Source organism: Pseudomonas sp. GW823-FHT02F05 (genome assembly GCF_058797315.1).
The window spans coordinates 1-25,007 of sequence record NZ_JBXAJM010000013.1 but is presented as its reverse complement, the minus strand read 5'-3'; the positions used below and the strand labels follow the sequence as shown (position 1 = coordinate 25,007).

Below are 25,007 nucleotides of genomic sequence, written 5' to 3'. Positions count from 1 at the left end.
CTAGAACGTTACGCCGGACACCAGCGCGATATTGCAGTACGGCTGGCACTCGCCAGTGCGCACCACAGCGCGGGCATTGCGGCTCAATTGCTTGAATTGGTCATGGCTGAGCAGGCGTCGCTCGCCCAGTGCAGCCTGCTCTGTGAGCGTATTTAGCGCGGTCAGCGCGGGCGGTTGCTTCAGCAGGATCTCTTCTGCCAGAACATGGCTTTCCACCTGCATTTCGCTAAGCACGATGCGCAAGGTGCTGATGAAGTCCGGGATGCCCTGGGTCAGTGCCAGGTCGATCAATTCGACGCCGGGAGGTACCGGCAGGCCGGCATCGCCGATGACCAGAATGTCACCGTGGCCCAGGGACGCGATCACGCGCGACAGGGCGATATTCAGCAAAGGTGTCTTTTTCATGCGGGCACAAAACCTTGTACGTCGTGCAGCGTAGGAATGGAAGGCTGAGCGCCGGCGCGGGTCACTGACAACGCCGCCGCCACTTGGCCAAAACGGATCGCCTCGGCTTCGCTCTGGCCCGCGGCCAGCGCGGCGGCAAAGCCACCGACAAAGGTATCGCCAGCAGCGGTGGTATCCACCGCCTTGACCTTCGGCGCCACCAGGTGCTCAAAGCTCTTGCCGTCGGCAAACAGCGCGCCCTGGGCGCCCAGGGTGATGATGACCTTGCCAGCACCCGCCTGGATCAGCGCGGTCGCGGCGACCTTGGCACTGTCGAGGGAGTCGACCGCTACGCCGCTGAGAGCGCTGGCCTCGCTTTCATTGGGGATCAGATAATCGATCGAGGCATACCAGTCAGCGGGCAATGGTCCGCTTGCCGGGGCCGGGTTGAGGATGACGGTCTTGCCCAGTTCGCGACCCCGCTTGAGCGCATACCCAACGGTCTCCATCGGCACCTCAAGCTGGCAGATGATCACGTCTGCCGCCTGCAGCACAGCGTCGCACGTTCGCAGCGACGCAGGCGTCAGCTCACCGTTGCTGCCGGCCACAATGACAATGGCGTTCTGGCTGCTGTCATCGACCACGATCAACGCCACACCGCTGGAGCCATCCACCGTGCTGACGGCCTGGCAGTCGATCCCTTCCACCAGCAGCGCATCGCGCAATTGGCTGCCATAGGCGTCGGTACCGATGCACCCCACCATGGCGACACTCGCCCCCAGGCGTGCCGAGGCGACGGCCTGGTTGGCGCCCTTGCCACCGGGCACAGTGGAAAATGTCTGGCCGATCAGGGTTTCACCGGCACGCGGCAAGCGACTGGCGCGGGTGACCAGGTCCATGTTCAAGCTGCCTATTACCACTACTTTTGCTGGCATACATCAGTACTCATCAATTCGGTTCAGCGGTATTGGGCGAACACATCAGCCAATGGCGCGGTCGACTCACGCAAAACAATACTGGGCGTCACGATACGTTGATCGATCGGCAGTTGGGGGGTTGCTATTCGTTGCAGTAATAATTCGGCCGCAGTCTCGCCCAATTGCAGGATCGACTGGCCAACCGTCGTCAGCGCCGGGTAGACGTAGCGCCCCATCTGGATGTCATCGAAACCGATGACCGACAGCTCGCCCGGCACCCGCACATTGCGCTCGGCGGCGGCGCGCAGCACGCCAAAACCAATCATATCGTTGCTGGCGAAAATCGCGCTGGGCGGGTGTTGCGATAATAACTGTACGGCTGCGGCATACCCGCCCGTGCTGGTGAAATCGCTTTCCAGGGTACGACTGGACAACACCTCGATGCCCGCCTCGCGCAATGCACGCTGGTACCCGGCCAGGCGCATCTGCGCCACGCGGGTATGCCCAGGGCCGCCGATACAGGCGATGTCCCGGTGCCCCAACTCCAGCAAGTGCCGGGTCGCCAGGTAAGCGCCCTCTTCGTGATCGATGCGCACCAGGTCCACATCAATCCCATCCAGCGCCCGGTCGACAATCACCATCGGCGTGCGCACTGCACTCAAGCCTGCGGCAAGGCCACTGTCATCACCGCCCACGGATGTCACGATCAAGCCGTCGACGCGTTTTTCCAGCAACACGCGCAAATAACTGCGCTGTTTCTCTGCGTCGTCATCCGAGTTGCAGAGGATCACGCAATAGCCATTACGCTCGCAGTAATCCTCGATACCCCGAGCCAGCTCGGCAAAATACGGGTTGAGGCTGTTGGGCACCAGCAGCCCGATGGTGGCCGTGGTCTTGGCCTTGAGCGAGCGTGCCACGGCACTGGGCACGTAGTCCAACTGCTTGATCGCCGCCTCGACCTTGATGCGTACCGGCTCGCTGACTGGGCGCGTCTTGTTCACCACATGGGACACGGTGGTGTAGGAAATACCTGCAAGCGCTGCCACATCCTTGATCGTTGCCATGGTTCAGCCCCGCCGACTGGCGCGCTGGCTGCGATAAGTATCGAGGACCACGGCAATCACGATCACGGCACCGGTAATGATGCGTTTAGTCGGTTCCGTCGCGCCGATCTGCGCCAGCCCGGCGGCCAGGACCGAAATAATCAACACCCCGAAGAACGTACTGATGACCGAGCCACGCCCGCCCATCAGGCTGGTGCCACCGATCACTACGGCGGCGATCACTTGCAGCTCCAGGCCCGAACCGGCATTCGGGTCCGCCGCTTCCAGGCGCGAGATCTGGAACAGCGCCGCCACACCAGCCAACAGGCCCATCAGGCTGAACACCAGGACCTTGTAAGGCTTGGGATTGATACCCGCCAGGCGCACCGCTTCTTCGTTGGTGCCGATGCCGATCAGGTAGCGACCGAAGACCGTACGGGTCAGTACCAACTGGGCCGCGATGATCACCAGCAAGGCGATGATGAACGACGGAGAAATACCGAAGGCAATCGGGTTGGACAGCCAGGCAAACGAGTCACCGATATAAGCGGTGCGCGAGCCCGTCATCTGGTAGGCCACGCCGCGGGCCATCTCCAGCACGCCGAGGGATACGATAAATGACGGAATGCGCCAGGCCACCGTGATGGAACCGGTGATGGTGCCGGCCAACGCCGCGCAACCCATGCCCAACAGGGCGGCAGGCAACACGCTCCAGCCCCAGCCCAGGATCGCCACGCTGACTGCCGAGGCCGCCAATGCCAGTACCGATCCCACAGACAGGTCGATGCCGCCAATGATCAGGATGAAGGTCATGCCCACCGCCAGCACCATCAGGTCTGGAATCTGGTTGGCCAGGGTGCTGAAGGTGTCATAGGACAGAAAGTGATCGCTGAGCATCGAGAACAGCGCAATCATCGCCAGCAGGGCACCCGCCAGCCCGAGGTAGGTACCCAGGCCATAGAAGTTGCCGCCAGTTTTACCGGGGGAAATGTTTGTTTTCATGGGGTATTCCTAGGCGCTGCTTCGTTGAGCAGCGCATCACGTTTCTGATAGCCGGCAAAGGCGGCGGCGAGCAATTCGTCCTGGGTCCAGCTGTCACGCTCGAAGGTCTCGATCAGGCGCCCGGCGGACAGCACACCGATGCGGTCACAGATCAGCATCAGCTCACGCAGGTCACTGGACACCACCACCAGCGCTTTGCCCTGGCGGGTCAATTCACCGAGCAAGGCATAGATATCGAACTTGGCACCGACGTCGATACCGCGGGTGGGCTCATCGAACAGCATTACTGCGCAGTCGCGCTCCAGCCAGCGGCCAATCACCACCTTCTGCTGGTTACCACCCGACAGCTCGGACACCAGTTGCGTCGGGCTGGAACTGCGGATTCGCATGGCGTCGATCTGGCGCTTGGCCAGAGCGGTTTCGTTGCGGCTGTTGACGACGCCCCCGCCGGAAATTTCCGGCATGTTGCCCAAGGCGATGTTGGCGCTGATGGATTGGGTCAGCAGCAGGCCTTCACCCTTGCGGTCTTCGGTGATCAAGGCAATACCATGACCGACCGCGTCGACCGGCGAGCGAATGCTCACCACCTTGGCCGGCGAACCCAAGGCCACGGTGCCGCTGTCAGCCGGGTCGGCGCCGAAGATCAGGCGCAGCAATTCGGTGCGACCGGCGCCGATCAGGCCGGAAATGCCAAAGATTTCACCGGCGCGCACTTCAAAGGACACATCGCGGACCTTGTCCGAACGGGTCAGGCCCGTCACGGTCAAGGCCGGACCTCCGATGGTACGCGGGCCCAAATCGATGTGTTCACCCAGTTCGCGACCGACCATCAAGGTCACTAACTGCTCACTGTTGTAATTGGCCATCGGCTCGACGCAGACCAGCTTGCCGTCGCGCAATACCGCAATGCGCTGGGCGACACGGGCCAACTCTTCGAGCCGGTGCGAAATATAAATGATCGCCACGCCTCGAGCCTGCAGGCGCGTGATTTGTTCAAACAGCATCTCGACTTCACGAGCAGTAAGCATCGCCGTGGGCTCGTCGAGGATCAATACATGGCAGTCGCCGATCAGGTTACGAGCGATCTCGACCATTTGCTGGTGACCAATGCCCAGGCTGCCTACCAGTGTGTCCGGGTCGATCGCGTCCAGGCCGACTTGGGCCATGGCTTCGATCGCGGCTTTGCGCAATTGTTTGCGGCTGATCCAACCACAGCGGCTCGGCAGGTTATCCAGGAACAGGTTTTCAGCCACGGTCAGCGTCGGCAGCAGGTTGAGTTCCTGCATGACCATGCGCACGCCCAAGGCTTCGGCCTGGGTGCGGCTGGCGGGGCGATAATCCTGACCGTTGAATTGCATGTGCCCGGTGGTGGGCGTGACCAGGCCGCCGATGATCTTCGACAAGGTACTTTTGCCTGCGCCGTTCTCACCGGTCAGCGCCAACACTTCCCCGCGATTGAGCGTCAGGGTGATGTCGGACAGAACCGGTTGGGCATAGGTCTTACCGATACCGCTGACCGAGAGGACAGCGTTCGGGGCGGAAGATGACATAGGAAAATCTCCAGGCGCCCGCTCAGGACGAGCGGGCGCTGTTGGGTACTGCCAGGATTACTGCTTGATGACGAGTTCGACCGGGGTTTCGATCACGCCATCTTTGGCATCGACTTTCTCACCCTTGACCAGCTTCAGCGCGTTCTGGATACCGAACACGGCTTGCTGGGCGGCGGCCTGGTCAGCGGTGGCCAACACGCGGCCGTCCTTGAGCATTGGCTTGATCGCGTCAATGTTGTCGTAACCTACCACCAACACCTTGCCGGCCTTGCCTGCCGCACGCACGGCGGAAACAGCGCCCAGAGCCATGTTGTCGTTACCGGCCAACAGCGCCTTGATATCCGGCGTTTCGCTCAGCATCGCTGCCGCGATTTTGTTGCCCTGGTCGATTTCCCAGTTACCGGACTGGGTGGAAACAATCTTCATGCCTGCGGCGTCCATCGCATCCTTGAAGCCTGCGGTGCGCTGCTGGGCATTGGTGGTAGTGGGTACGCCCTCGATGATGCCGACCTTGTCACCGGCGGCCAGTTGCTTGGCCAGGTAGTCGCCCACCAGCTTGGAGCCTTTGCGGTTATCCGGGCCTACAAACGGAATATCGAGGTTTTTGCTTTTGAGTACTTCCGGGTCCAGGCGATTGTCGATGTTGACCACCTTGATACCGGCATCGGAAGCCTTTTTCAGCACACTGGCGAGTGCCTTGGAGTCGGCGGGAGCAATGACAAGCGCATCAACCTTGGCGTTGATCATTTCGTTGACAATGGCGATCTGCGCGCTGGTATCGGTTTCGTTCTTGATGCCGTTGGAGATCAACTTGAATTCTGTTGGGTGCGCTTTCTGGTAATCCTTCGCACCGTCGGTCATGGTGACGAAAAACTCATTGGCAAGGGACTTCATGACCAAACCCACGGTAGGCGTTTTGGCAGCGTCATCGGCAAATGCAGAAGAGAGAGGCAAAGCGGCGGATGCGGCAGCAAGCACAGCAACAGCAAGAAGACGTCCAGCAAATGGCAGCTTCATGGGTTCACTCCGATCTTATGATTATTGTGAGCAACGCTTGCACCGAAGAGCCCTTCGGCAGCCCTCCCACCTGGGCGGCTGATACGAGCTTTCACGATGCGCCAAGGGCGCAGTGAAACATCTCGCAAACGTTTGCGTTGAGCAAACTATGAGAACCTTGTCGAGATTTGTCAACGGTAGCAGCAAGCCTTTCATTGGCGCCCTCCAAGCTCTCCCTTGAGCCACCGACCGCTGATACGTTTAAGCCAGCTCGCCGTTTCTGCCGCTCGCTGAAACGACAGAGTGCACTGCGAATGATCGACCACAGCGCTCGGACATATCGTGATCGCTTTCGGACAACCGAACACCACAACCCTTCGCGTTCGGAAAGCCGGACAGCGCCAAGCCCCATGAAACTAAAATCTTAGGTTAAGTTGTTTTAAATCAATAAGTTAATTTATAAAAACCAACATGCTCAGTCTGGTACAAATCCTGCTCTTTCTCAGCACCTCGCGGCGTTCAGAACCGCCCGGGTGTTCTAGATGAACCTGCTACAGCACTCATCAAAAACCAGAGAGAAAAATAATGAAATCTGCATTGAAGAACGTCATTCCGGGCGCCCTGGCCCTTCTGCTGCTGTTCCCCGTTGCCGCCCAGGCAAAGGAAGTCGAAAGCAAGACCAAACTGTCCAACGTAGTCATCCTCGCCACCGGCGGTACCATCGCTGGCGCCGGCGCCAGTGCGGCCAACAGTGCCACCTACCAGGCGGCCAAAGTCGGCATCGAACAACTGATCGCCGGCGTTCCTGAGCTTAGCCAGATCGCCAATGTTCGCGGCGAACAAGTGATGCAAATTGCGTCGGAAAGCATCAATAACGAAAACCTTCTGCAACTGGGTCGCCGTGTCGCCGAATTGGCCGACAACAAGGACGTGGACGGCATCGTGATCACCCACGGCACCGACACCCTTGAAGAAACCGCCTACTTCCTGAACCTGGTGGAAAAAACCGACAAGCCTATCGTGGTGGTCGGCTCCATGCGCCCAGGCACCGCGATGTCGGCAGACGGCATGCTCAACCTTTACAACGCGGTTGCGGTCGCGGGCAGCAAGGATGCACGGGGCAAAGGCGTGCTGGTGACCATGAACGACGAGATCCAATCTGGCCGCGACGTCAGCAAGATGATCAACATCAAGACCGAAGCGTTCAAGAGCCCATGGGGCCCGCTGGGCATGGTCGTCGAGGGTAAATCCTACTGGTTCCGCCTGCCGGCCAAGCGTCACACCATGGATTCTGAGTTCGACATCAAGACCATCAAAAGCCTGCCTGACGTTGAAATTGCCTACGGCTATGGCAACGTGAGCGACACTGCCTACAAGGCATTGGCCCAAGCGGGCGCCAAAGCGATCATTCACGCCGGTACCGGTAATGGGTCAGTATCGTCCAAGGTCGTTCCAGCGCTGGTGGAATTGCGTAAACAAGGCGTGCAGATCATTCGCTCTTCCCACGTCAACGCCGGTGGCATGGTTCTGCGTAACGCCGAACAGCCAGACGACAAATACGACTGGGTCGCCGCCCTTGACCTGAACCCGCAGAAAGCCCGCATCCTGGCCATGGTCGCCCTGACCAAGACCCAGGACAGCAAGGAACTGCAACGGATCTTCTGGGAATACTAATCCCTGCTGATTCATCTGTAGAAAGATGCTTTTGTGGCGAGGGAGCTTGCTCCCGCTGGGCTGCGAAGCGCCCAAAATACTTGCGGGCGCTACGCACCCGAGCGGGAGCAAGCTCCCTCGCCACATTCAGCCCCTCTCCCCCCGAACTTCAACAAACTCCCTGATTCGCTGTCAGACGAACTTCTTGAAATTTAAGCAGTTGCGAAATTTCCTACAGTTAAATACTGTATGTGCGTACAGCCAATTAAGGAATGCTCTGTGGCAAAGCCCTCTTCCGCAGCACCTGCAGCGCCTGACGCCTATCAGCGCCTGGCTATCCGCGTGCAAAAAATCATCAATTCGACCAACGCGCAGAAAGCCAAGGCGGCGTTGATCTTCCGTTTACCCGAGGAACCGGAGAACGATTGGCAACGTTTACTGGAAGAGATTGCAGAGAATGACAACGTCACCCTCGCCTATCGGGACGACGGTGGCGTGCAGATTTTTTGGGTTGTACCGAAGGAAGATTGATTGTGAGTGCCCGTTTTATTGCTGTGTGCTGTCTGTTTTTAACCTTCACTGCCAACGCCCAAGCCCCTCGCACCTTCAGCGAAGCCAAGAAGATCGCCTGGAAGCTCTACGCGCCGCAATCCACCGAATTTTATTGCGGCTGCAAATACACCGGTAACCGGGTGAACCTGAAAGCCTGCGGTTACATCCCCCGCAAAAACGCCAACCGCGCTGCACGCATTGAGTGGGAACACATCGTGCCGGCCTGGCAAATCGGACATCAGCGCCAATGCTGGCAAAATGGCGGGCGAAAAAACTGCACGCGCCATGATGAGGTGTTCAAGCGCGCCGAGGCAGACCTGCACAACCTGGTGCCGAGCATCGGCGAAGTGAATGGTGACCGTAACAACTTCAGTTTTGGCTGGCTGCCGGTGCAAAGCGGGCAGTACGGCTCATGCCTGACCCAGGTGGACTTCAAGGCGAAGAAAGTCATGCCGCGCCCGTCCATTCGCGGGATGATCGCACGCACGTATTTTTATATGAGCAAGCAGTATGGCCTGCGCCTGTCGAAGCAGGACCGGCAATTGTATGAAGCCTGGAACAAGACCTATCCGGTGCAAACCTGGGAGCGCCAGCGCAACCAGACAGTGGCGTGCGTGATGGGACGTGGTAATGAATTCGTCGGCCCGGTCAACCTCAAGGCCTGCGGCTGACTGTGGGCGGGGTGCCCGCCCACTTCACCTGCTACTGCGCAGCCTGGTGTTCGATAATCTCCGACACGGTGTCGTTTTTCTTGGCCCGCGCCATTTTTTCGTTTAGCAGCGCCTGCTTGGCTTCGGCCTCGGCTTTGGTCGCGAACGGCCCCAATAGCACCTCATCCTTGCCGTCGACTTTCACAATGTAGAAATTGAACCCGTGCTCCAGCAACCAGGCGGTCAGGTCGGTGATCGCCTGCAGCTTATGGTCCGGCGGGCCGACCCGTATATCCCATTCCTGAGCGGCAATCGCACCGGTTTGCGGCAGGCTTTCGGTCACGGCAGGCTTGGCCTTGGGGGCGTCGACCGACTTACCTTCACCGCATCCGGCCAACGCCAACACCACAATTGCCATCGCTACTTTACGCACTGCCCTGCTCCTTTGAGGATCAAAGAGGCAACTTTACCATTCACTGTCTATTCTGGCCGTCATAAACGTTGGCTTAAACAATGCGAATCATGTATCGCGACCTGTATGATACCGCCATGGGAATTAATGTCGCCTCTATGCGTCCTAGAAAGAGGCAGTCACAGGGAAGCGCTTCGCAGTAAGCTACACACATCCGACACCTACCCTGTCTGAAACATGTGTCCTTAAAAGTAATTCAAGGAGAAGTCCATGCTTATACTCACCCGCAAAGTCGGTGAAAGCATAAACATCGGTGATGACATTACGATCACCATCCTGGGCGTTAGCGGCCAGCAAGTACGAATCGGCATCAACGCACCTAAGGATGTTGCCGTGCATCGCGAGGAGATTTACCAGCGTATCCAGGCCGGCCTGACTGCACCTGACAAAAACCAGACGCCTTGAAACGCCTCCAGTAGCCAGCCTTTTCGTTCACTGTAACGGCTGGCGAAAACCCAATTGGCCTGTTCGCGCTTCCCGGGTGACCAGCGCACGTTGAGCCCTTCCTTCGCTGCAAGATGAAACTGTCAGGGCATCCGGAACTTGTCGCGCTATTGGCAGCCCAACTTCTGACACTTTATCCTGCCGTCCGAGTGCATTTCGGGAACACGTCGATGAGGCCAGCCGCGTCGCAACCGCTTGTTTCAAGATCCTGGATGATCGCCCTGCTGATAGGGCTGGTCTTCGTGGCACTCGGGTGCTGCTTGAGAATGGAAGTGGAAGGGGCCGATCCCGACGCCCATTCCTGGTTGGATCTTGCGCTTCTGCTCTGTGGCTACCTGCTTGCGTTCTGCCTCAAGCCCATCCAGAAGGTGATCTTGCGCAAGCTGCGTCAGCGCGCCGCTCATCGCACCCATGGAAAAACCGCACGTTGAGGGCGTTTACCTGTTATCGGATCGCCGGTATTTACAGCGCCGCCGCACCACCTATCATTGGGCTTGCGCAGTCAGTCAAAGGTGCAGATACAGATGGATACCCTCAGTAAAGCCCAGATCGAGTCAGCACTGGCAGCGCGCCTGCCCAGCTATACCGTTGAGTGCACGCTGCATGCCGACGGTACTCTCTCAGCCGTTCTCAGCGGCCCGGGAACCGATCACTTCGCGATTACCGGCATCGTGCGCGCGCATTATCACGGTACAGAAGCCATCAACCGGCTCGCCACCGAGATACTCAGGGAAATGGTGGTGTCGCGCCAGGGGATGAAAAACAGCCGACTGCAGGCACTGTCCGATCCCATCGACTGCATGGAAGGCCGAGACCGGTGACGGGCTCGGCCTTCCACGTATCATGGCGCCAACGAACTTAAGGACAGCAAGCCATCAGCCCCACGCTCGGCTTTCAATGCACCGTATTGCTCGATGCAAGCATGGGCGGTCACCATCGGCGCCACGTGTGTCGAGGTCACCACCATGATATCCGCCCCCGCCGCTTCCCCAGCCTGAATACCCACTGTGGCGTCCTCGAACACCAGGCAGTCCTGCATCGGCACGCCCAGGCGCCGAGCACCCAGCACATAACAGGCCGGATCGGGCTTGCCCGTCTTCACATCTTCGGCTGTCACCAGTACCGCCGGCACGGGGATGCCCGCTGCTTGCAGCCGGCGCACGGCCAATGCCTTTGGCGCTGAGGTGACCAACGCCCATTGATCGACGGGCAGGCTCGCCAAAAACGCCACCGCGCCGGGAATCGCCACGATGCCTTCGACATCGTCCAGCTCAGCCTCGGTGATCCATTGGGCTTCTACCTGCGGATCGACGCCCGGCAATGCCTGGCGGGTGATCGTATCAATCGCGCGGGCGCCATGAATGGTGTGCAGAAACGCTTCCACATCCAAGCCATGCCGTGCAGCCCAGATGCCCCAGACGCGCTCCGCAGCGGCAATGGAGTTGAGCAGGGTCCCGTCCATATCGAACAGAAAGGCGCGGTAACGCCGGGTAAATACATTTGGAGTTGGGCTGGACATTGCGCGGCTTCCTCATGGGCTGGGCCCTGCAATCTACGGATCACCTCGACGCTTGTAAACGCCGAGTCCTGGCCCGTCACCTCCAAGTAAAAAATGACGAACTTGTCATGATCCTGTTGGTTGGCTGTTGGGGTCGCCTGGTTACCGTGAGCTCACTACCCACCCGGAACGTGAGACACCACCATGAAACTGATTGCCCTGGGCTTCGCCGCTTTGCTCGCCACTGGCTCGGCATTCGCTGCCGATACCGCCCCCGCTACCAACGTGATCCACGACAAAACCGGCTTCTTCGTGCACCTGGATGTCGCCAGGGTGCTGTCGAGCACCGACACCTACGGCCAATGCGGGGTTGTGCCGGCGCAACTGCGCTATCTGGACCACCAAGACCGCGAACATGTGCTGGATTACCAAGTCCAGGGCACCGGTTGCGCCAATGACAATTGATCGGGCTACACTGGCGCAACTTATTGAAGCAGAGCACCTTCCATGAACATCCTCGTAGTCGAAGACGAACCCAAGGCCGGTAATTATCTGCTCAATGGGCTGCAGGAGCTGGGGCATTGCGTAAGCCTGGCCCGCGATGGGGTGGACGGCTTGCACCAGGCCCTTGAAACGCCCTTCGACGTGATCGTACTGGACGTGATGATGCCGAAAATGGATGGCTGGGAAGTGCTGCGCCGACTGCGCAAAGAAGCCGATACGCCAGTGCTGTTCCTCACCGCCCGCGATGACATCGCCGACCGCATCAAAGGCCTTGAGCTGGGTGCCGATGACTACCTGATCAAGCCCTTTTCGTTCGCCGAACTGGTGGCGCGCCTGCGTACCCTCAATCGTCGTGGCCCGAGCCGGGATGAAGAACAACTGCAAATCGCCGACCTGCACATTGACGTACTCAAACGTCGGGTGACCCGCGCCGGCACGCGCATTACCCTGACCAACAAAGAGTTCGCCCTGCTGCATCTGTTCGCGACGCACCAGGACCAGGTACTGTCCCGCTCGCTGATTGCTTCGCGGGTGTGGGACATGAACTTCGACAGCGACACCAATGTGGTGGATGTCGCCGTGCGCCGCCTGCGCCTGAAAATCGACGACCCGTTCCAGCTCAAGCTGATCCACAGCGTGCGGGGCATTGGCTACCGCTTCGATACCCAGCCATGAACCGTCAACACCCTTACTCCCTGACCCTGCGCCTGGCGTTGATCTTCGCCCTGCTCGCCTTCGCCTTGCTGGCCACCCTGGGCGTGGCGCTGTACCGGGAACTGGAGCGCGAACTGATCCGCCGCGATGACGCCGCGCTGATATCCCGGGTGGACCAGTTACGCAACCTGCTCAACGACAGCAATACCCTGGACCTGATCAAGACCAAGCCAGAGCTGTTCCAGAACATGTTGGGCAACCGCGAATCCGTGCTGAGCATTGCCGCCCCCGACAAACAGCCACTGCTGCTGGTAAACCCGGGGAATATTGAGTTGCCGTCGATCCAGCCGCTGCCCAAGGATCACAAACTCATGTTGAGCGACGTGCAACATTTGCCAGGCCTGAACGGTATTCCCTTCTCGCTAGTGGCCGTGGCTATCGACTCCGGCGACCTGGGCAGCCTGCAAATCGCCAGCGGCCGCCTGATGACCGAGCGCACCGCGGTGCTCACCAGTTATCGACTCAGCGTATACATCCTGGCGAGTATCGCCGCGATCATCCTGGCGCTGGTGGGTTACCTGCTGGTTCATCGCGGCTTGCTGCCATTGCGCCGCCTGGCCCGGCATGCCCAAGGGATCGGCGTCAGCAACCTGGCCGAACGGCTCGACAGCCACGGCGCACCGAAAGAGTTGCTGCCCATGATCGACTCGTTCAACACCATGCTTGAACGCCTGGCCAAAGGCTTTGTACAACTGGGCCAAGTGTCCACCGACATGGCCCATGAACTGCGCACCCCGATCAACAACCTGCTCGGCGAAACCCAGGTTGCCCTGCAGCAGCAGCGCAGCATCGAGAGCTACCAGCAACTGCTGGCCTCCAATGTCGAAGAGCTGGAACGCCTGGCGCGAATGCTCGACAACATGCTGTTCCTGGCCCGCACCGACCCCGCCAGCGCACTGCGCCAACGCCAGGCGCTGGACGCAGCGGATGAAGTGGAACGCATCGCGGATTACTTCGAGGGGTTGGCCGGTGATGTGGACATGCACATCACCGCCTTGGGCGAAGGGGTGATTTGGGCTGAACCGATGTTGCTGCGCCGTGCCCTGGCCAACCTGTGCGCCAACGCCATCAAATATGGCGCGCCGGGCTCGGAACTGAGTATCCAGGCAGTGCCGGATGGTGCGGGCATCAACCTGAGGGTCAGCAACCACGGCCAGACGATCCCGGCCGAGCACCTGCCGCGGCTGTTCGAACGGTTCTACCGGGTGGATGAATCCCGCGAGCGGTCAGCCCAGTCCAACGGCCTGGGACTATCGATCGTGGCGACCATCATGCAGCTGCATAACGGGCGGTACCGCGTAAGCAGTGAAGACGGCGTGACCTGTTTTGAGTTGTTTTTCCCCGGCCGTGAAGCCTGAGGGCGCTGCGACTCAATCAAACGCACCGTTCAGAACTTCGTAGATGATACCGGTCGCAATGGCCACCAATATCAAGTCGGTTCCCGCTTGCTGCCACTCGTAACCGTCGTAGCGAGGCAACTGCCCCAGCAAGCGGCCGTCCAGCTTCTTGGCAATGCCGGGCGGCAGGGGCTTGCCGCGTGCCAGGTTTTTCTGAATGCCAGGCGGCAAGGCTGGCCCTGGGCGCCAATAATCGCGGTGACCGCCCAGCACGTTCAGTACAAGACCGCGATCAACGCTGAAGTCATTCCTGGAGGGCCCGCCATTGTCCTTGCCCTTACCGTGCCCACCCTGGGCATTACCTTTGTTATTACCGTGACCTTTGCCGTTGTCCTGCCCACCATAGGCATCACCCTTGCTATTGCCTTGGCCTTTGCCCTGCCCACCGTAGACATCACCTTTATTGTTACCCTGGCCTTTGCCATTCCCTGGATCTGCAATGGCAAGGCCACTGGTCACGGACAGTGCAAGGGACAACGCAACCGACACGAACTTCGTACGCTTTAACATGGCGACTTCCCAAGGCAAATATGTGCTTGAACTGTAGTTGAAATCGCAACACAGCGTACCCAAACAACAGCGCCGGCCGTCAGCTCACCTGACCACCACTCAAGGCGATATCTACCTGGGTTTGCCAGGCTGCCAATGCCGCCACACGCAACCCCTCGACTATTGTCGATAGCGCCATCGAATGCTCGCCCGCGTCAGGCAAACCAGGTACGTGAATAAACCCACTGCGCACCCCAGTCCCCACCAAGGCATGCTGCAAACGATAAAACACCTGGTTGCACACAAACGTCCCCGCCGTCTGCGATACCGAAGCCGCAATGCCCGCCTCACGTACCGCCTTGACCATGGTCTTGATCGGCAACGTCGAGAAGTACGCCGCCGGGCCGCCATCCACTACCGCAATATCAATCGGCTGCGCCCCCAGATTGTCGGGGATACGCGCATCGTTTACGTTGATCGCAACGCGCTCGACGGAAATATCACTGCGCCCAGGCCCCAGGCCCGTGGCGATGACCATTGCCGGCCGCAGTTCATTGATCAACTGGAGCAAGGTTTCGGCAGCGGTGGCAAATGCGCAGGGCAAGCAACGCGAAACCATTTGCACCCCCTCGCACAACTGCACACCGTCCAACTGGCGCACGGCCTCCCAAGAAGGGTTTACCGCCGCCTTATCAAAGGGCTCGAAGCCCGTCAGCAATACGTTTTGCACAGTGGCCTCACATCAACAGATAGAGCAGCACGATATTGACCACCAGCATCATCAGCGCCGTGGGTAGTTGGGCTTTGATCACCGCATTTTTATCCGGCAGCTCCAGTAGCGCCGCCGGTACGATATTGAAGTTGGCCGCCATCGGCGTCATCAACGTACCGCAATAGCCAGAGAACATACCAATCGCCGCCATCACCGCAGGGTTGCCGCCGTAAATCCCCACCAGCACCGGCACGCCGACGCCACCGGTCATCACCGGAAAGGCCGCAAAACCATTGCCCATGATCACGGTAAACAAGGCCATGCCCAACACATAGACCATCACCGCCACCAACTTGTAGTCCAGGTTGATGTAGGTGGTGGTGACATGAGCGACCGCCGTGCCCACCCCGGCCTCACTGAACAACAGCCCGAGCATCGCCAGCATTTGCGGAAGCACCATGGCCCAGCCCAGGGCTTCGGTCAGGCGACGGGATTCGCGTAACGCTTGTACCGGCGTATCCCGGGTCAGCCAGCAGGCCAGGCCAAGGGCGATCAGGCAACCGATGCCGAGGGAGACAAAGGTGGTGTTCTTCGGGTCCAGCAGCGGTACACCGCCGATTTCGGTGTGTTTGAGCAACACTGAACCAATCACCGTGGTTAGCGGAATCGCCAACGCCGGGATGAACAGTTTGTGGCCCAGGCGCCCGGCACTGGCGCGGGACGCCTTGTCGTGCAATTCGGCATGGCGGCCACGACCAACGCCGCCCAAGCCCGCAATCAATGCCATCACCACCACACCCACTCCGATGACCACCGAAGGCAGGCGCTCGCCTATAAGGAACGGTACGGCGAACAACAACCAGAACAGCGCACTGGACCAGCGCTTGGGGTGGGAACGGTCGAGCAGGGTCATGCCGGCGGTGATCAGCAACAGCACGCCCGCCAGCCAGTACAGGTATTGAATGGAAATAATCATTGAGCAGCCTCCACCGGAGCGGTGGCCGAGCTCATTTCGCGGGTCAAGCGCCGGTCAAAACGATGCAACCGGATAGCGTGAATGATGAAGGCGCAGATCGCCGTCGGGATGCCCCACACCGCAATGTGCAGCGGCTCCACATCAATCCCCGAGCCAAGCAGGAAGGTGTGCATCAACGCAATCGCACCAAAGGCCACGAAGATGTCCTCACCAAAGAACAACCCGACGTTGTCGGTGGCAGCGCACATGGCCAGTACCTTGTGGCGCAGCTTATCCGGCAACTTGCCATAGCGTTTTTCCGCTGCGCCCTCGGCCATCGGCGCCAGCAGCGGCCGCACCATCTGCGGGTGCCCACCCAGGCTGGTCAACCCCATGGCCGCCGTGGACTCACGCACAAACAGATAGATGATCAACAAACGCCCGACCGTGGCGCGTTCGAAGCGTGCAATCCAGTTCTGCGCATGCAGGCGCAGGCCATGGCGTTCCAGCAGGCCAATCACCGCCAGCGGCAATAACAGAATCAGTTGCAAGGCACGGGTCTGAAGGAAGCCATCACCCATGGTGGCAAGAATTTTTTCCAGGGGGAACTGGGCGGCAAGCCCGGTGGCGATGGCGGCCGCGGTGACCACCAACAGCGGATTGAAGCGCAATACAAAGCCGACCACGATGACAAGTACGCCGATCAACGGCCATAAGTTCACAACAGTTTGCATGGCGGGGAGGTCCTTTAGTGCGCGCTGCGGCGCCATTACAGCAGGATGTGGGCAAAGGGCTCACAGCGTGAAAGTGGCGTGCAGTCGGCTCGGTTTTTTATTGTTGACCTGGAAGGTCGAGCGTCAGTGGCGCAACTTTGCTGCCTGGGGCCGGGGGTGTCCAACAAGAAAAATTGTTGCTGCAAACCAATAATTTTTGTGGGGGGATGGCTTCGGGCGGTACGGTGCCATGCAGAGATTCAGCGCAGTTTTTTTGGAAATATCGCGAGGATGAACTCGCTATGGCGTCGGCAGGGAAAATTCCTGATCAGCGCCTATACTCCACGATGCAGCTGTGTGTACTTGGAGTTCATCCACGGCGTCGTGCCGACAATGAGGGTTCCCGCTATGTATGCCGGACAAATGAGTAGTATGGCGACCACGCTTGGCGAAATACGCTGCCAGCTGTTCGCCCAGGTAATTTGCCTGCTGGCGGTGGCGACGCTGTTCGCCTGATCGAACATTCAAGCCCTGAAAGGACGCCGCTCGGCGTCTTGGCTTTCCTTTGCCCAAATTTCAAGCAACAAAAAAGGGCCCACCTTTCGGTGGGCCCTTCTAGACCGCCCAGCAGAGCGGATTTTGTTTGGTAGGCGCGATTGGACTCGAACCAACGACCCCCACCATGTCAAGGTGGTGCTCTAACCAACTGAGCTACGTGCCTGCTGTGAGGCGGCATTCTACGGAATTCCGAAGGGGTGTCAACATCTTTTTTGCAGCTAACCCTATGAATATGCGAATTTTTTATTTGCGCCGGGTACACCCGTGATTTTCGGGTGGCTGGCAGGCGATTTTTAACTCAGGTAGGATCGGCGCACTCGTAAAAAATATAAAACAGAGGTTCCAGGATGGCGAACACCCCCTACCCCCAGTCGTATTACGCCGCTTCCGCGAATGCAGTTCCGCCCCGTCCTGTGTTGCAAGGTGAAGTCGAGACCGATGTGTGCGTGATCGGGGCCGGCTATACTGGGCTTTCCAGTGCGCTGTTTTTGCTGGAGAGCGGCTTTCGCGTTACGGTGCTGGAAGCCGCCAAGGTCGGTTTTGGTGCCTCGGGCCGCAACGGTGGGCAGATCGTCAATAGTTACAGCCGCGATATCGACGTGATCGAGCGCAGCGTCGGGCCTCACCAGGCGCAGTTGTTGGGGCAGATGGCGTTTGAAGGCGGCAGGATCATCCGTGAGCGCGTGGCCAAGTATCAGATCCAGTGCGACTTGAAGGACGGTGGCGTGTTCGCCGCCCTCAACAGCAAGCACATGGGCCACCTGGAGTCGCAAAAGCGTCTGTGGGAGCGCTACGGCCATACGCAACTGGAGTTGCTGGACGAGCGCCGCATCCGCGAGGTGGTGGCCTGTGACAACTATGTGGGGGGTTTGCTGGACATGAGCGGTGGCCATATCCACCCGCTCAACCTGGCGCTCGGTGAAGCCGCGGCTGTGGAATCCCTGGGCGGCACGATCTATGAGCAATCGGCAGCGGTGCGCATTGAGCGCGGCGCCAATCCGGTGGTGCACACTGCTGAAGGCAGGATCAGAGCCAAGTTCATTATCGTCGCGGGGAACGCTTACCTGGGCAACCTGGTGCCGGAGCTGGCGGCCAAGTCGATGCCGTGCGGTACCCAAGTGATCACCACGGCACCACTGGGCGATGAAGTAGCCAAGACGCTGTTGCCCCAGGATTACTGTGTCGAGGACTGCAACTACCTGCTCGACTACTACCGCCTCACCAGCGACAAGCGCCTGATCTTCGGCGGCGGCGTGGTCTATGGCGCGCGGGACCCGGCGAATATCGAAGCGATCATCCGACCGAAAATGCTCAAGGCATTTCCGCAACTGAAGAACGTGAAGATCGACTACGCCTGGACCGGCAATTTCCTGCTCACCCTGTCGCGCTTGCCGCAGGTTGGTCGCCTGGGTGACAACATCTATTACTCCCAGGGCTGTAGCGGCCATGGCGTGACGTATACGCACTTGGCAGGCAAAGTACTGGCGGAGGCCTTGCGAGGTCAGGCTGAGCGTTTTGATGCGTTTGCGGGCCTGCCGCATTACCCGTTCCCGGGTGGGCAAATGTTGCGCACGCCGTTTGCGGCGCTGGGGGCTTGGTACTACGGGTTGCGGGATAAATTCGGGATGTAAACACAGGCAGACTGTGGCGAGGGAGCTTGCTCCCGCTGGGCTGCGAAGCGGCCCCAAAAGCCTGGGAGCGCTACGCACTCCAGCGGGAGCAAGCTCCCTCGCCACATTTACATCAAGCCTTCAAGCAAAGATGCGCTCAGAGCTGGTCGCGAGCAATCCCGCTACGAATCCGTACGATATCCGCCAATACCGCCAACGCGATTTCCGACGGCGTCCTGCTCCCCAGGTTAAGCCCGATGGGCGCGTGTATCCGCGCCAGTTCAGGCTCCCCCAACCCACCGATGCGGCGCAGTCGCTCAAAGCGCTTCTGCGAGGTCTGCAACGACCCCATCACGCCAATGTAGAACGCGTCGGTACGCACCGCTTCCATCATCGCCAGATCGTCGATACGCGGGTCATGCGTCAGCGCAACCACCGCCGTATCACGGTGACAGCCGCCGTCGGCAATAAACACCGACGGCAACTGGCGACGAATCTCCACGCCATTGAGCACCACGCCTTCCAGCACCTCCTCGCGTGGGTCGCAGAGAATCACTTCAAACCCAAGGCCGACCGCAAACTCGGCACACGCCTGCGCCACGCTGGAGTACCCGGCCAGCAATAGACGCTGAGCCGCACCGACGCGGATGCGCACCCGCGCACTGTCACGCTCGATGCGCGCGCCCTGCTCACAATCAGCGACCAGGCTGCGCGCCCCGCTGGCCAGGTCGACCTGGCGAATCAAGCGGCGCTGCCCGAGCAGCGCCGACTCCACTTCACGCAGGTGCGCCTGCACCTCGCAGTCAGGCTCGAACTTCTCAACCAATACATCGAGAATGCCGCCGCAGGGCAGGCTGACCCGCGAGCGCGGATCGTCCCCTGCGCCGTAGCGCACCACGTTGACCGCAGCGAAAAACGCACCTTCGGCGACGCGTTCGAGAAAGTCTTCCTCGACGCAACCACCCGACAACGACCCAATCCACTGCCCAGCGGCGTTCACCGCCAGCAGCGAACCCGGCGCCCGCGGCGCCGAGCCGTAGGTGGCCAGCACCGTACAGAGCCAAATGCGCTGCCCCGCCACCGACCACGCCAGCGCCCGTCGTATCACCTGCAGATCCAGATGCTGCATGTCAGTGCGCCTTGTGCTCGATGGACGGCGCCTCAGCCTGCAGCTTCTGCACATCGCTCACCGCCAGCTCCGCCGATTGCCCGCCCCAGCCTTGGCGCAGGTAATTGATCAGATCGGTGAGTTGTTCCGGGCTGAGTTTTCCCGCGAAGCCCGGCATCGGTTGCATGTGCTCGAACCCGGAGAACTTCTGCTCGCCAATCCCGTCCTCGATCACCCGCACCAGGTTGCGCGGGTCTTCCAGACGCAGCGTGGTGTTGCCGCGCATCGCCACCGCGATGTGCGGCTTGCCTTCACCATCGGCGGCATGGCAACCGGCACAGACGTTCAGGTATTCCTGGCGGCCGCGCTGAGCGCTCGGGCCAAGGTGTTCCACCGGCACTTCGACCAGCGCCTTGGCTGCGGGCGGTTTATCACCGAGCAGGAAGGTCGCCATCGCGGCCAGGTCCGTATCGCTCAGGCCCTGGGTGCTGTTGTGGAACACCGGGAACATCTCGTTGAACATCGTCCCTTGTGCGCTCATGCCATGCTTGAGGAACGTGGCCAGGTCCTGCTCATTCCAGCCGCGCGCGGCCAGGTCGGTGGCGAGCAGGCTGGGCGCCAGATAGCCATTGAGGATGCCGCCGGTCAGGCGCTTGTCCAGCTCCATCGCACCGGGCAGGCCACGTGGGGTGTGGCATTCGCCGCAGTGGCCGAGCACTTCGACCATGTACTGGCCGCGCTTCCAGGCTTCGCTCTTGCCTTCGGCCGGTTCCAGTTTCAGCGCTTTGCCGTACAGCACGTTCCAGCCCATCAGGCCCAGGCGCACGTTGAAGGGAAAGCTCAGGCTCGTGACCGGCGCTGCGCGCTCGATCGGCTCGATGGTTTTGAGGTACGCATGAATAGCGTCCGAGTCTTCACGCGGCATCAGGTGGTACGAGGTGTAGGGCATCGCCGGATACAAGTACGCACCGTCGCGACGCTTGCCTTCGGTCAACGCAGCGAAGAACTCGTCATCGCTGTACAAGCCGATGCCGTGTTCTTTGCTTGGCGTGATATTGGTGCCATAGATGGTGCCAAACGGCGAGACAATCGGCAGGCCGCCGGCAAACGGCGCGCCGCCCGGTGCAGTGTGGCAGGCCATGCAGTCAGCGGCGCGGGCGAGGTATTCGCCGCGCTTGGCTTGATCATCAGCGTGGGCAAACAATACCGGCGCGGCCAGGCCGACCGCCAAGGCCAGGCGGGTCAGAAAAAGCTTCATGCTTAACCCTCCTTGACCAGGCCGAGATCGGTCAGCACGTTGCGGGTGGCGTTGTAATAACGCACGTACCCGGTACAACGGCAGACGTGATGACCGAGGCTGTCCTCGATGATTTGTTCCAGCTTGCTGTACACGGTCGGCTGGCGTTGCAGTTTCTCCACCAACACGGTCGCCGCATTGACGAAGCCCGGCGCGCAATAGCTGCACTGAAAGGCGAACTCATCCACGAAGCGCTGCTGGATCGGGTTGAGCTCAGTGACCTGGCCCGACTCATCGCGCTTGGCGTGACCTTCGATAGTGCGCACTTGCTTGCCTTCAAAGTAATGCGCGCCAGTGATGCAGGTGCGCACTTCTTCGCTGGTGCCGTCCGGGTTGTCGACGATCACCACACAGGCGTGGCAAATGCCTTGGCCGCAGCCCAGCCGCGAGCCCGTGAGGTTTTTGTATTCGTGCAGGTAGTCGATCATCGGCAGGTCATCAGGGATGTCCACCGGGCCGACGGGTTGACCATTGAGGGTCAGTTGAAGCGGACGGTTAGCCATTGAGGGCCTCCTTGATGCGTGCAGCCGTGATTGGCAGGTCGCGAACACGTTTACCGATGGCGTGTGCCACCGCATTACCAATGGCCCCGACAATCGGGATCATCACCACTTCAGCGATACCTTTGGACGGGTCGCTTGGCGACAGCGCCGGCAGAATCTCCGAGGTCTGTTTCCACACGGCAACGTGACGCGCCATCGGCAGACGGTAGCGGTTGAAGTTCCAGTCACCCTCCCCCGGCCCGCCTTCGTACAACGGCATTTCTTCCATCAAGGCGTGACCGATACCCATGGCCACTCCACCCTCGAGCTGGCCTTTGACCAACTCTTCAACCAGCACACGCCCGCACTCGACCCATGAATGGTGATTGAGCACTTCGACCTGCGCCGAACCCTTGTTGACCTTCAACTCGACCAACGTGGCGACGGGGCTGTAGTACGTCACCGCAGCGTTATTCAACTGGGTGGCGGGATAGCTGACGTTCTGGCGATCGAGCAGGTGGAAACCGGCAGTGCTCATCAGCGCCTGCTTGGCTTTCGGTGCGCCATCACCGTATTTCACCGCCAGACCGTCGAGCGGCAGGCGCTCGCGCACGCCGTCGATGCTGTACTCAGCCTCGGCCCAGCTCCAGCGGTTGAACCCGTGGACCGTGGCAGCGGTGACCAGGCCTCGCTCATGAGCGCGCCTGGCCAGTTCTTCAAAGCTCAATGGCTGCATGCCGTTGGCGGTGAGCTTGCCGTCCACCCAATGTGCGTCTTCGCGGCGTACCACATAGGGGTTGGCCTGGCCGCCGAACGGGCCCTGGCGCCAGATCTCTAGCGCCGCTGGCCACAGGCCGTGGTTGAACAGCACACGCGCCGCTTCGCGGGTGGCGTGGCTGAAGTAGTACGCCGAGTTGGTCGCCGAAGACGCCGAAGCGAGCTTGCCCACCCAACGCGGGTTACGCAGCAGGTTGTCCTGCTCGGCCTGGCTCATGGTGTAAGGGTTGCCGCCGGTGACCAGTTGCATTTCCTGCCATTGTGTTTCGCCGGTCTTCACTTCGTGGGCCGGGCTGCCGAGGAAGTCGGCAACCACCAGCGACTGCGAAGTGGACATGCCGGTGCCGATTTCGATTCCGATGTGGCGCAGGCTGATGCGACCGTCAGCGCTGAATTCAACACTGGCCATCGGCGCTTCGGAACCGGTGCCGAAGTCTTTCTGGCAGATGGCAAAACCGACGCCATACCAGTTATCCGGGTCTGCGGCTTCGCGTTGTTGCTTGATCGCGTCACGGTTTTTCCACACGTCGTGCACAGCGGCCTTGTCGAGAATTTCGTGCAGCCGCAACGCACCGGCAGGGATCGCGCCCTGGGTGTTCTTCATGCCCGAACGCAATGCGTTCTTGCGCCGCAGCTCGATGGCATCCACACCAAGGCGGCCGGCGATTTCGTCGACCATCATCTCGGTCGCCGCCATGCTTTGCAGGGTGCCGTAGCCCCGCATCGAACCGGCTTCAACGCCACGGGAATGGTACGCGGTGACTTGCAGGTCGTTCTGCGGCATGTAGTAGATCGACTGCGCCGCCGTGGCGCCGACCGCAGCCACCGATGGGCTGTAGTTGATCCGGCCACCGCCGTCGACGCTCATGTCGGCGAGGAAGATTTTGAAGCTGTGGTCGTTCTTGTCGACCGCCAACTGATAGCGGATATCGAATGGGTGACGCTTGATGCCGCTCTGGAATTGCTCGTAACGGTCGTTGGCCAGGCGCACCGGCACACCAGCGCCATACAACGCAGCGAGGGCGGCGTAGTAGACGAAAATGTTGTGGTCTTTGGAACCGTAACCCACGGTGTAACCCGGGTGCATGTTCAGATGAGCCAGGCCGAAGCGCGACGGCGAGATCATCTTGGCGGTCTCGGTCGCAACTTCCAATGGGCACTGGGTGGCCACCACAAAGTGCAGGGTTTTGGTCGCTGGATCGTACCAACCGTTGCCGTTGTCCGGCTCCATGGCGGCCGGTTCGATCGATGGGGTTTTGTAGCGCTCGTCAAACACTAGCCAGTTGTCCGGTGGCGTGTTGATCTGGCTCTTCATGCGCTCGGCGTAGAACAGCCCGCGCTCGGTCAGGTTGCCGTGCAGGTTCGGCTGGGAATTCCACACTGGGCGACGGTTTTTCAGCATCGGGAACAGGATCGAATCCTTGAGGCTGGCGAATTCGTCTTCATCGGCCGAGGTCGGGCCACCCACGCGCACGTAGCGGAAGCTACCGTAGGGGTCACCTTCGTAATACGGCACTTTGGCGCCGTAACGAATCGCCTTGTCATTGAACTTGAGTTTGTTCTTGGCCTGACGGAAACGCTCGAAGTCGTTCCAGATCAGGATCGCCACCGGGTGACCGATGAACATCGGCACTTTGCCCTCGGGTAGCAACGGGTCCGGCGCATGTTCTTCCGGGAAGACGATACCGTCCTTGTCCAGGTCGGCAGCGGTGACAATGCGGTCCGGCTGCAACTCGGCGCCAAGCCACGACAGGTCGTAGCCCGCGTAGATGTGGTCGGCCTTGATGGTTTTGAGCAACATGGCGTGACCTTGCTGCTGGGGCCAGCCAGGCATGTCCTTGGAACGGATGTCGCGGGCAAACACCTTGCTGCCGCAGACTTTCGACAAGGCATCGTTACGCTGGCGCGCCTTGCCGTTATGGCCAAGCCACTTTTCAGACGGCACGGTCACGCTGTTTTCCATCAAGGCAGCCAGCGCCTGGGTGCTGAGCGGCGTGAGCGTGACACTCACACCCGCCACCAGCCCGCCCTGGAGGAACGAGCGCCGGGTTATTTCACGGTTGGACATGGATCATCCTCTGAGCGGTTATAAATCCGCCCTTATGGTTAAGTACACCAAATCTGGAGACTTGCAGAAACCTTTCTCGACGAATCAAAAGGCCATGATGACAGTGCAAAGTTGACCGAAGGGTTAACTTTAAAGGTTTCTGCGCCTGCGGCAAATAACCACATTGAAATTTTTTGACACAAGAACGCAAAACGGCCGACAGAATCGAAATGTTCTGCCGGCCGTTTGCCGATAATGAGCGCTGTTGGTAGCGAAGAAGATGAGGCTTTTTTTCAAACCCCAGACACAAAAAACCCCGGTCTTTCGACCAGGGTCTTTGCTATCGGATCAAGGTGAGCCAGTGGCTTTCCTTGTGCTTCAAGGCGTTCAGTGGGCCTTGATGCAGATATGGCGCAGCGGACGGGACTCGAACCCGCGACCCCCGGCGTGACAGGCCGGTATTCTAACCGACTGAACTACCGC

26 protein-coding genes and 1 tRNA gene are annotated in these 25,007 nt (G+C 59.9%); 10 read left to right on the top strand and 17 right to left on the bottom strand.

Annotated elements, in window-relative coordinates; all coding sequences use genetic code 11:
- The 6 genes from rbsD to AC1RAC_RS16460 are packed head-to-tail and all read right to left on the bottom strand — an operon-like array spanning window position 1 to window position 5,913.
- Window positions 1-405 (bottom strand): D-ribose pyranase, encoded by a 405-nt coding sequence (gene rbsD, locus AC1RAC_RS16485; RefSeq protein WP_034128236.1) that lies wholly within the window; start codon window positions 403-405, stop codon window positions 1-3.
- Window positions 402-1,319 (bottom strand): ribokinase, encoded by a 918-nt coding sequence (gene rbsK, locus AC1RAC_RS16480; RefSeq protein ID WP_054922656.1) that lies wholly within the window; start codon window positions 1,317-1,319, stop codon window positions 402-404. The genes rbsD and rbsK overlap by 4 nt, the downstream gene beginning before the upstream one ends.
- A gap of 23 nt (window positions 1,320-1,342) precedes the next feature.
- Complete coding sequence (locus AC1RAC_RS16475; RefSeq protein WP_054922657.1) at window positions 1,343-2,365, bottom strand: LacI family DNA-binding transcriptional regulator; 1,023 nt, start codon at window positions 2,363-2,365, stop codon at window positions 1,343-1,345.
- A 3-nt stretch (window positions 2,366-2,368) separates the two neighbouring features.
- Window positions 2,369-3,346, bottom strand: coding sequence for an ABC transporter permease (locus AC1RAC_RS16470; protein ID WP_054898321.1), 978 nt, complete (start codon window positions 3,344-3,346; stop codon window positions 2,369-2,371).
- Window positions 3,343-4,896, bottom strand: coding sequence for a sugar ABC transporter ATP-binding protein (locus tag AC1RAC_RS16465; RefSeq protein WP_054898322.1), 1,554 nt, complete (start codon window positions 4,894-4,896; stop codon window positions 3,343-3,345). Before AC1RAC_RS16465 ends, AC1RAC_RS16470 begins: the two co-directional genes overlap by 4 nt.
- Window positions 4,897-4,953: 57 nt before the next feature.
- Window positions 4,954-5,913 (bottom strand): sugar ABC transporter substrate-binding protein, encoded by a 960-nt coding sequence (locus tag AC1RAC_RS16460; RefSeq protein ID WP_003192504.1) that lies wholly within the window; start codon window positions 5,911-5,913, stop codon window positions 4,954-4,956.
- A 564-nt stretch (window positions 5,914-6,477) separates the two neighbouring features.
- Here AC1RAC_RS16460 and AC1RAC_RS16455 point away from each other — a divergent pair.
- The 3 genes from AC1RAC_RS16455 to AC1RAC_RS16445 all read left to right on the top strand — a co-directional run bounded on the left by AC1RAC_RS16455 (window position 6,478) and on the right by AC1RAC_RS16445 (window position 8,768).
- The gene (locus tag AC1RAC_RS16455; protein ID WP_054922390.1) at window positions 6,478-7,566 is read left to right on the top strand and encodes an asparaginase; all 1,089 of its coding nucleotides are present in this window, start codon (window positions 6,478-6,480) and stop codon (window positions 7,564-7,566) included.
- Between the two features lie 258 nt (window positions 7,567-7,824).
- Window positions 7,825-8,076 carry a DUF1654 domain-containing protein gene (locus AC1RAC_RS16450; RefSeq protein WP_034128242.1) on the top strand — a complete coding sequence of 84 codons (252 nt, stop codon included), beginning with the start codon at window positions 7,825-7,827 and terminating at the stop codon, window positions 8,074-8,076.
- Window positions 8,077-8,078: 2 nt separating this feature from the next.
- Window positions 8,079-8,768, top strand: coding sequence for an endonuclease (locus AC1RAC_RS16445; RefSeq protein ID WP_052199994.1), 690 nt, complete (start codon window positions 8,079-8,081; stop codon window positions 8,766-8,768).
- Between the two features lie 31 nt (window positions 8,769-8,799).
- Here the strand turns inward: AC1RAC_RS16445 and AC1RAC_RS16440 are convergent, their stop codons facing one another.
- On the bottom strand, window positions 8,800-9,165 hold the full coding sequence (locus AC1RAC_RS16440) for an SPOR domain-containing protein (protein WP_034128243.1): 366 nt from the start codon (window positions 9,163-9,165) through the stop codon (window positions 8,800-8,802).
- Between the two features lie 264 nt (window positions 9,166-9,429).
- On the opposite strand from AC1RAC_RS16440, the gene csrA reads away from it, so the two are divergent.
- The 3 genes from csrA (at window position 9,430) to AC1RAC_RS16425 (ending at window position 10,484) form a co-directional block, all read left to right on the top strand.
- Window positions 9,430-9,624, top strand: a complete 195-nt coding sequence (gene csrA / locus AC1RAC_RS16435) for a carbon storage regulator CsrA (protein WP_003192511.1) — start codon at window positions 9,430-9,432, stop codon at window positions 9,622-9,624.
- Between the two features lie 209 nt (window positions 9,625-9,833).
- Window positions 9,834-10,094, top strand: a complete 261-nt coding sequence (locus AC1RAC_RS16430) for a hypothetical protein (RefSeq protein ID WP_054898325.1) — start codon at window positions 9,834-9,836, stop codon at window positions 10,092-10,094.
- 93 nt (window positions 10,095-10,187) lie between these two features.
- Window positions 10,188-10,484, top strand: coding sequence for a hypothetical protein (locus AC1RAC_RS16425; protein ID WP_054898326.1), 297 nt, complete (start codon window positions 10,188-10,190; stop codon window positions 10,482-10,484).
- A gap of 20 nt (window positions 10,485-10,504) precedes the next feature.
- Here AC1RAC_RS16425 and AC1RAC_RS16420 read toward each other — a convergent pair whose 3' ends face one another.
- Window positions 10,505-11,182, bottom strand: coding sequence for an HAD family hydrolase (locus tag AC1RAC_RS16420; protein ID WP_252951058.1), 678 nt, complete (start codon window positions 11,180-11,182; stop codon window positions 10,505-10,507).
- Window positions 11,183-11,365: 183 nt separating this feature from the next.
- Between AC1RAC_RS16420 and AC1RAC_RS16415 the strand changes: the two genes are divergently transcribed.
- The 3 genes from AC1RAC_RS16415 to AC1RAC_RS16405 are packed head-to-tail and all read left to right on the top strand — an operon-like array spanning window position 11,366 to window position 13,737.
- Window positions 11,366-11,626, top strand: a complete 261-nt coding sequence (locus AC1RAC_RS16415) for a DUF2790 domain-containing protein (protein WP_054898328.1) — start codon at window positions 11,366-11,368, stop codon at window positions 11,624-11,626.
- Between the two features lie 42 nt (window positions 11,627-11,668).
- Entirely contained in the window at window positions 11,669-12,340 is a 672-nt protein-coding gene (locus AC1RAC_RS16410; RefSeq protein ID WP_032896183.1) for a heavy metal response regulator transcription factor, read from the top strand.
- Window positions 12,337-13,737, top strand: coding sequence for a heavy metal sensor histidine kinase (locus AC1RAC_RS16405; protein WP_492616767.1), 1,401 nt, complete (start codon window positions 12,337-12,339; stop codon window positions 13,735-13,737). Before AC1RAC_RS16410 ends, AC1RAC_RS16405 begins: the two co-directional genes overlap by 4 nt.
- 12 nt (window positions 13,738-13,749) lie before the next feature.
- Here the strand turns inward: AC1RAC_RS16405 and AC1RAC_RS16400 are convergent, their stop codons facing one another.
- The 5 genes from AC1RAC_RS16400 to AC1RAC_RS16380 form a co-directional block, all read right to left on the bottom strand.
- The gene (locus tag AC1RAC_RS16400) at window positions 13,750-14,286 is read right to left on the bottom strand and encodes an anti-virulence regulator CigR family protein (RefSeq protein WP_492616766.1); all 537 of its coding nucleotides are present in this window, start codon (window positions 14,284-14,286) and stop codon (window positions 13,750-13,752) included.
- A gap of 79 nt (window positions 14,287-14,365) precedes the next feature.
- The gene (pcp, locus tag AC1RAC_RS16395; RefSeq protein ID WP_492616765.1) at window positions 14,366-14,995 is read right to left on the bottom strand and encodes a pyroglutamyl-peptidase I; all 630 of its coding nucleotides are present in this window, start codon (window positions 14,993-14,995) and stop codon (window positions 14,366-14,368) included.
- A gap of 7 nt (window positions 14,996-15,002) precedes the next feature.
- Window positions 15,003-15,953, bottom strand: coding sequence for a DUF979 domain-containing protein (locus AC1RAC_RS16390; protein WP_314550493.1), 951 nt, complete (start codon window positions 15,951-15,953; stop codon window positions 15,003-15,005).
- On the bottom strand, window positions 15,950-16,666 hold the full coding sequence (locus AC1RAC_RS16385; protein ID WP_014719143.1) for a DUF969 domain-containing protein: 717 nt from the start codon (window positions 16,664-16,666) through the stop codon (window positions 15,950-15,952). The genes AC1RAC_RS16390 and AC1RAC_RS16385 overlap by 4 nt, the downstream gene beginning before the upstream one ends.
- 623 nt (window positions 16,667-17,289) lie before the next feature.
- Window positions 17,290-17,366, bottom strand: a tRNA-Val gene (locus AC1RAC_RS16380).
- 184 nt (window positions 17,367-17,550) lie between these two features.
- Here AC1RAC_RS16380 and AC1RAC_RS16375 point away from each other — a divergent pair.
- Window positions 17,551-18,834 carry an NAD(P)/FAD-dependent oxidoreductase gene (locus AC1RAC_RS16375; protein WP_314550508.1) on the top strand — a complete coding sequence of 428 codons (1,284 nt, stop codon included), beginning with the start codon at window positions 17,551-17,553 and terminating at the stop codon, window positions 18,832-18,834.
- A gap of 136 nt (window positions 18,835-18,970) precedes the next feature.
- Here the strand turns inward: AC1RAC_RS16375 and AC1RAC_RS16370 are convergent, their stop codons facing one another.
- Genes AC1RAC_RS16370 through AC1RAC_RS16355 form a run of 4 tightly spaced genes read right to left on the bottom strand, consistent with a single transcriptional unit; the run spans window position 18,971 to window position 24,545 of the window.
- On the bottom strand, window positions 18,971-19,942 hold the full coding sequence (locus AC1RAC_RS16370) for an XdhC family protein (RefSeq protein WP_054922410.1): 972 nt from the start codon (window positions 19,940-19,942) through the stop codon (window positions 18,971-18,973).
- A 1-nt stretch (window position 19,943) separates the two neighbouring features.
- A complete protein-coding gene (locus AC1RAC_RS16365) occupies window positions 19,944-21,179 on the bottom strand; it encodes a c-type cytochrome (protein ID WP_034128254.1) in 1,236 nt (411 codons plus the stop codon).
- A gap of 2 nt (window positions 21,180-21,181) precedes the next feature.
- On the bottom strand, window positions 21,182-21,721 hold the full coding sequence (locus AC1RAC_RS16360; protein ID WP_014719147.1) for a (2Fe-2S)-binding protein: 540 nt from the start codon (window positions 21,719-21,721) through the stop codon (window positions 21,182-21,184).
- Entirely contained in the window at window positions 21,714-24,545 is a 2,832-nt protein-coding gene (locus tag AC1RAC_RS16355) for a xanthine dehydrogenase family protein molybdopterin-binding subunit (RefSeq protein WP_089042165.1), read from the bottom strand. Before AC1RAC_RS16355 ends, AC1RAC_RS16360 begins: the two co-directional genes overlap by 8 nt.
- Between the last annotated feature and the right edge of the window lie 462 nt (window positions 24,546-25,007).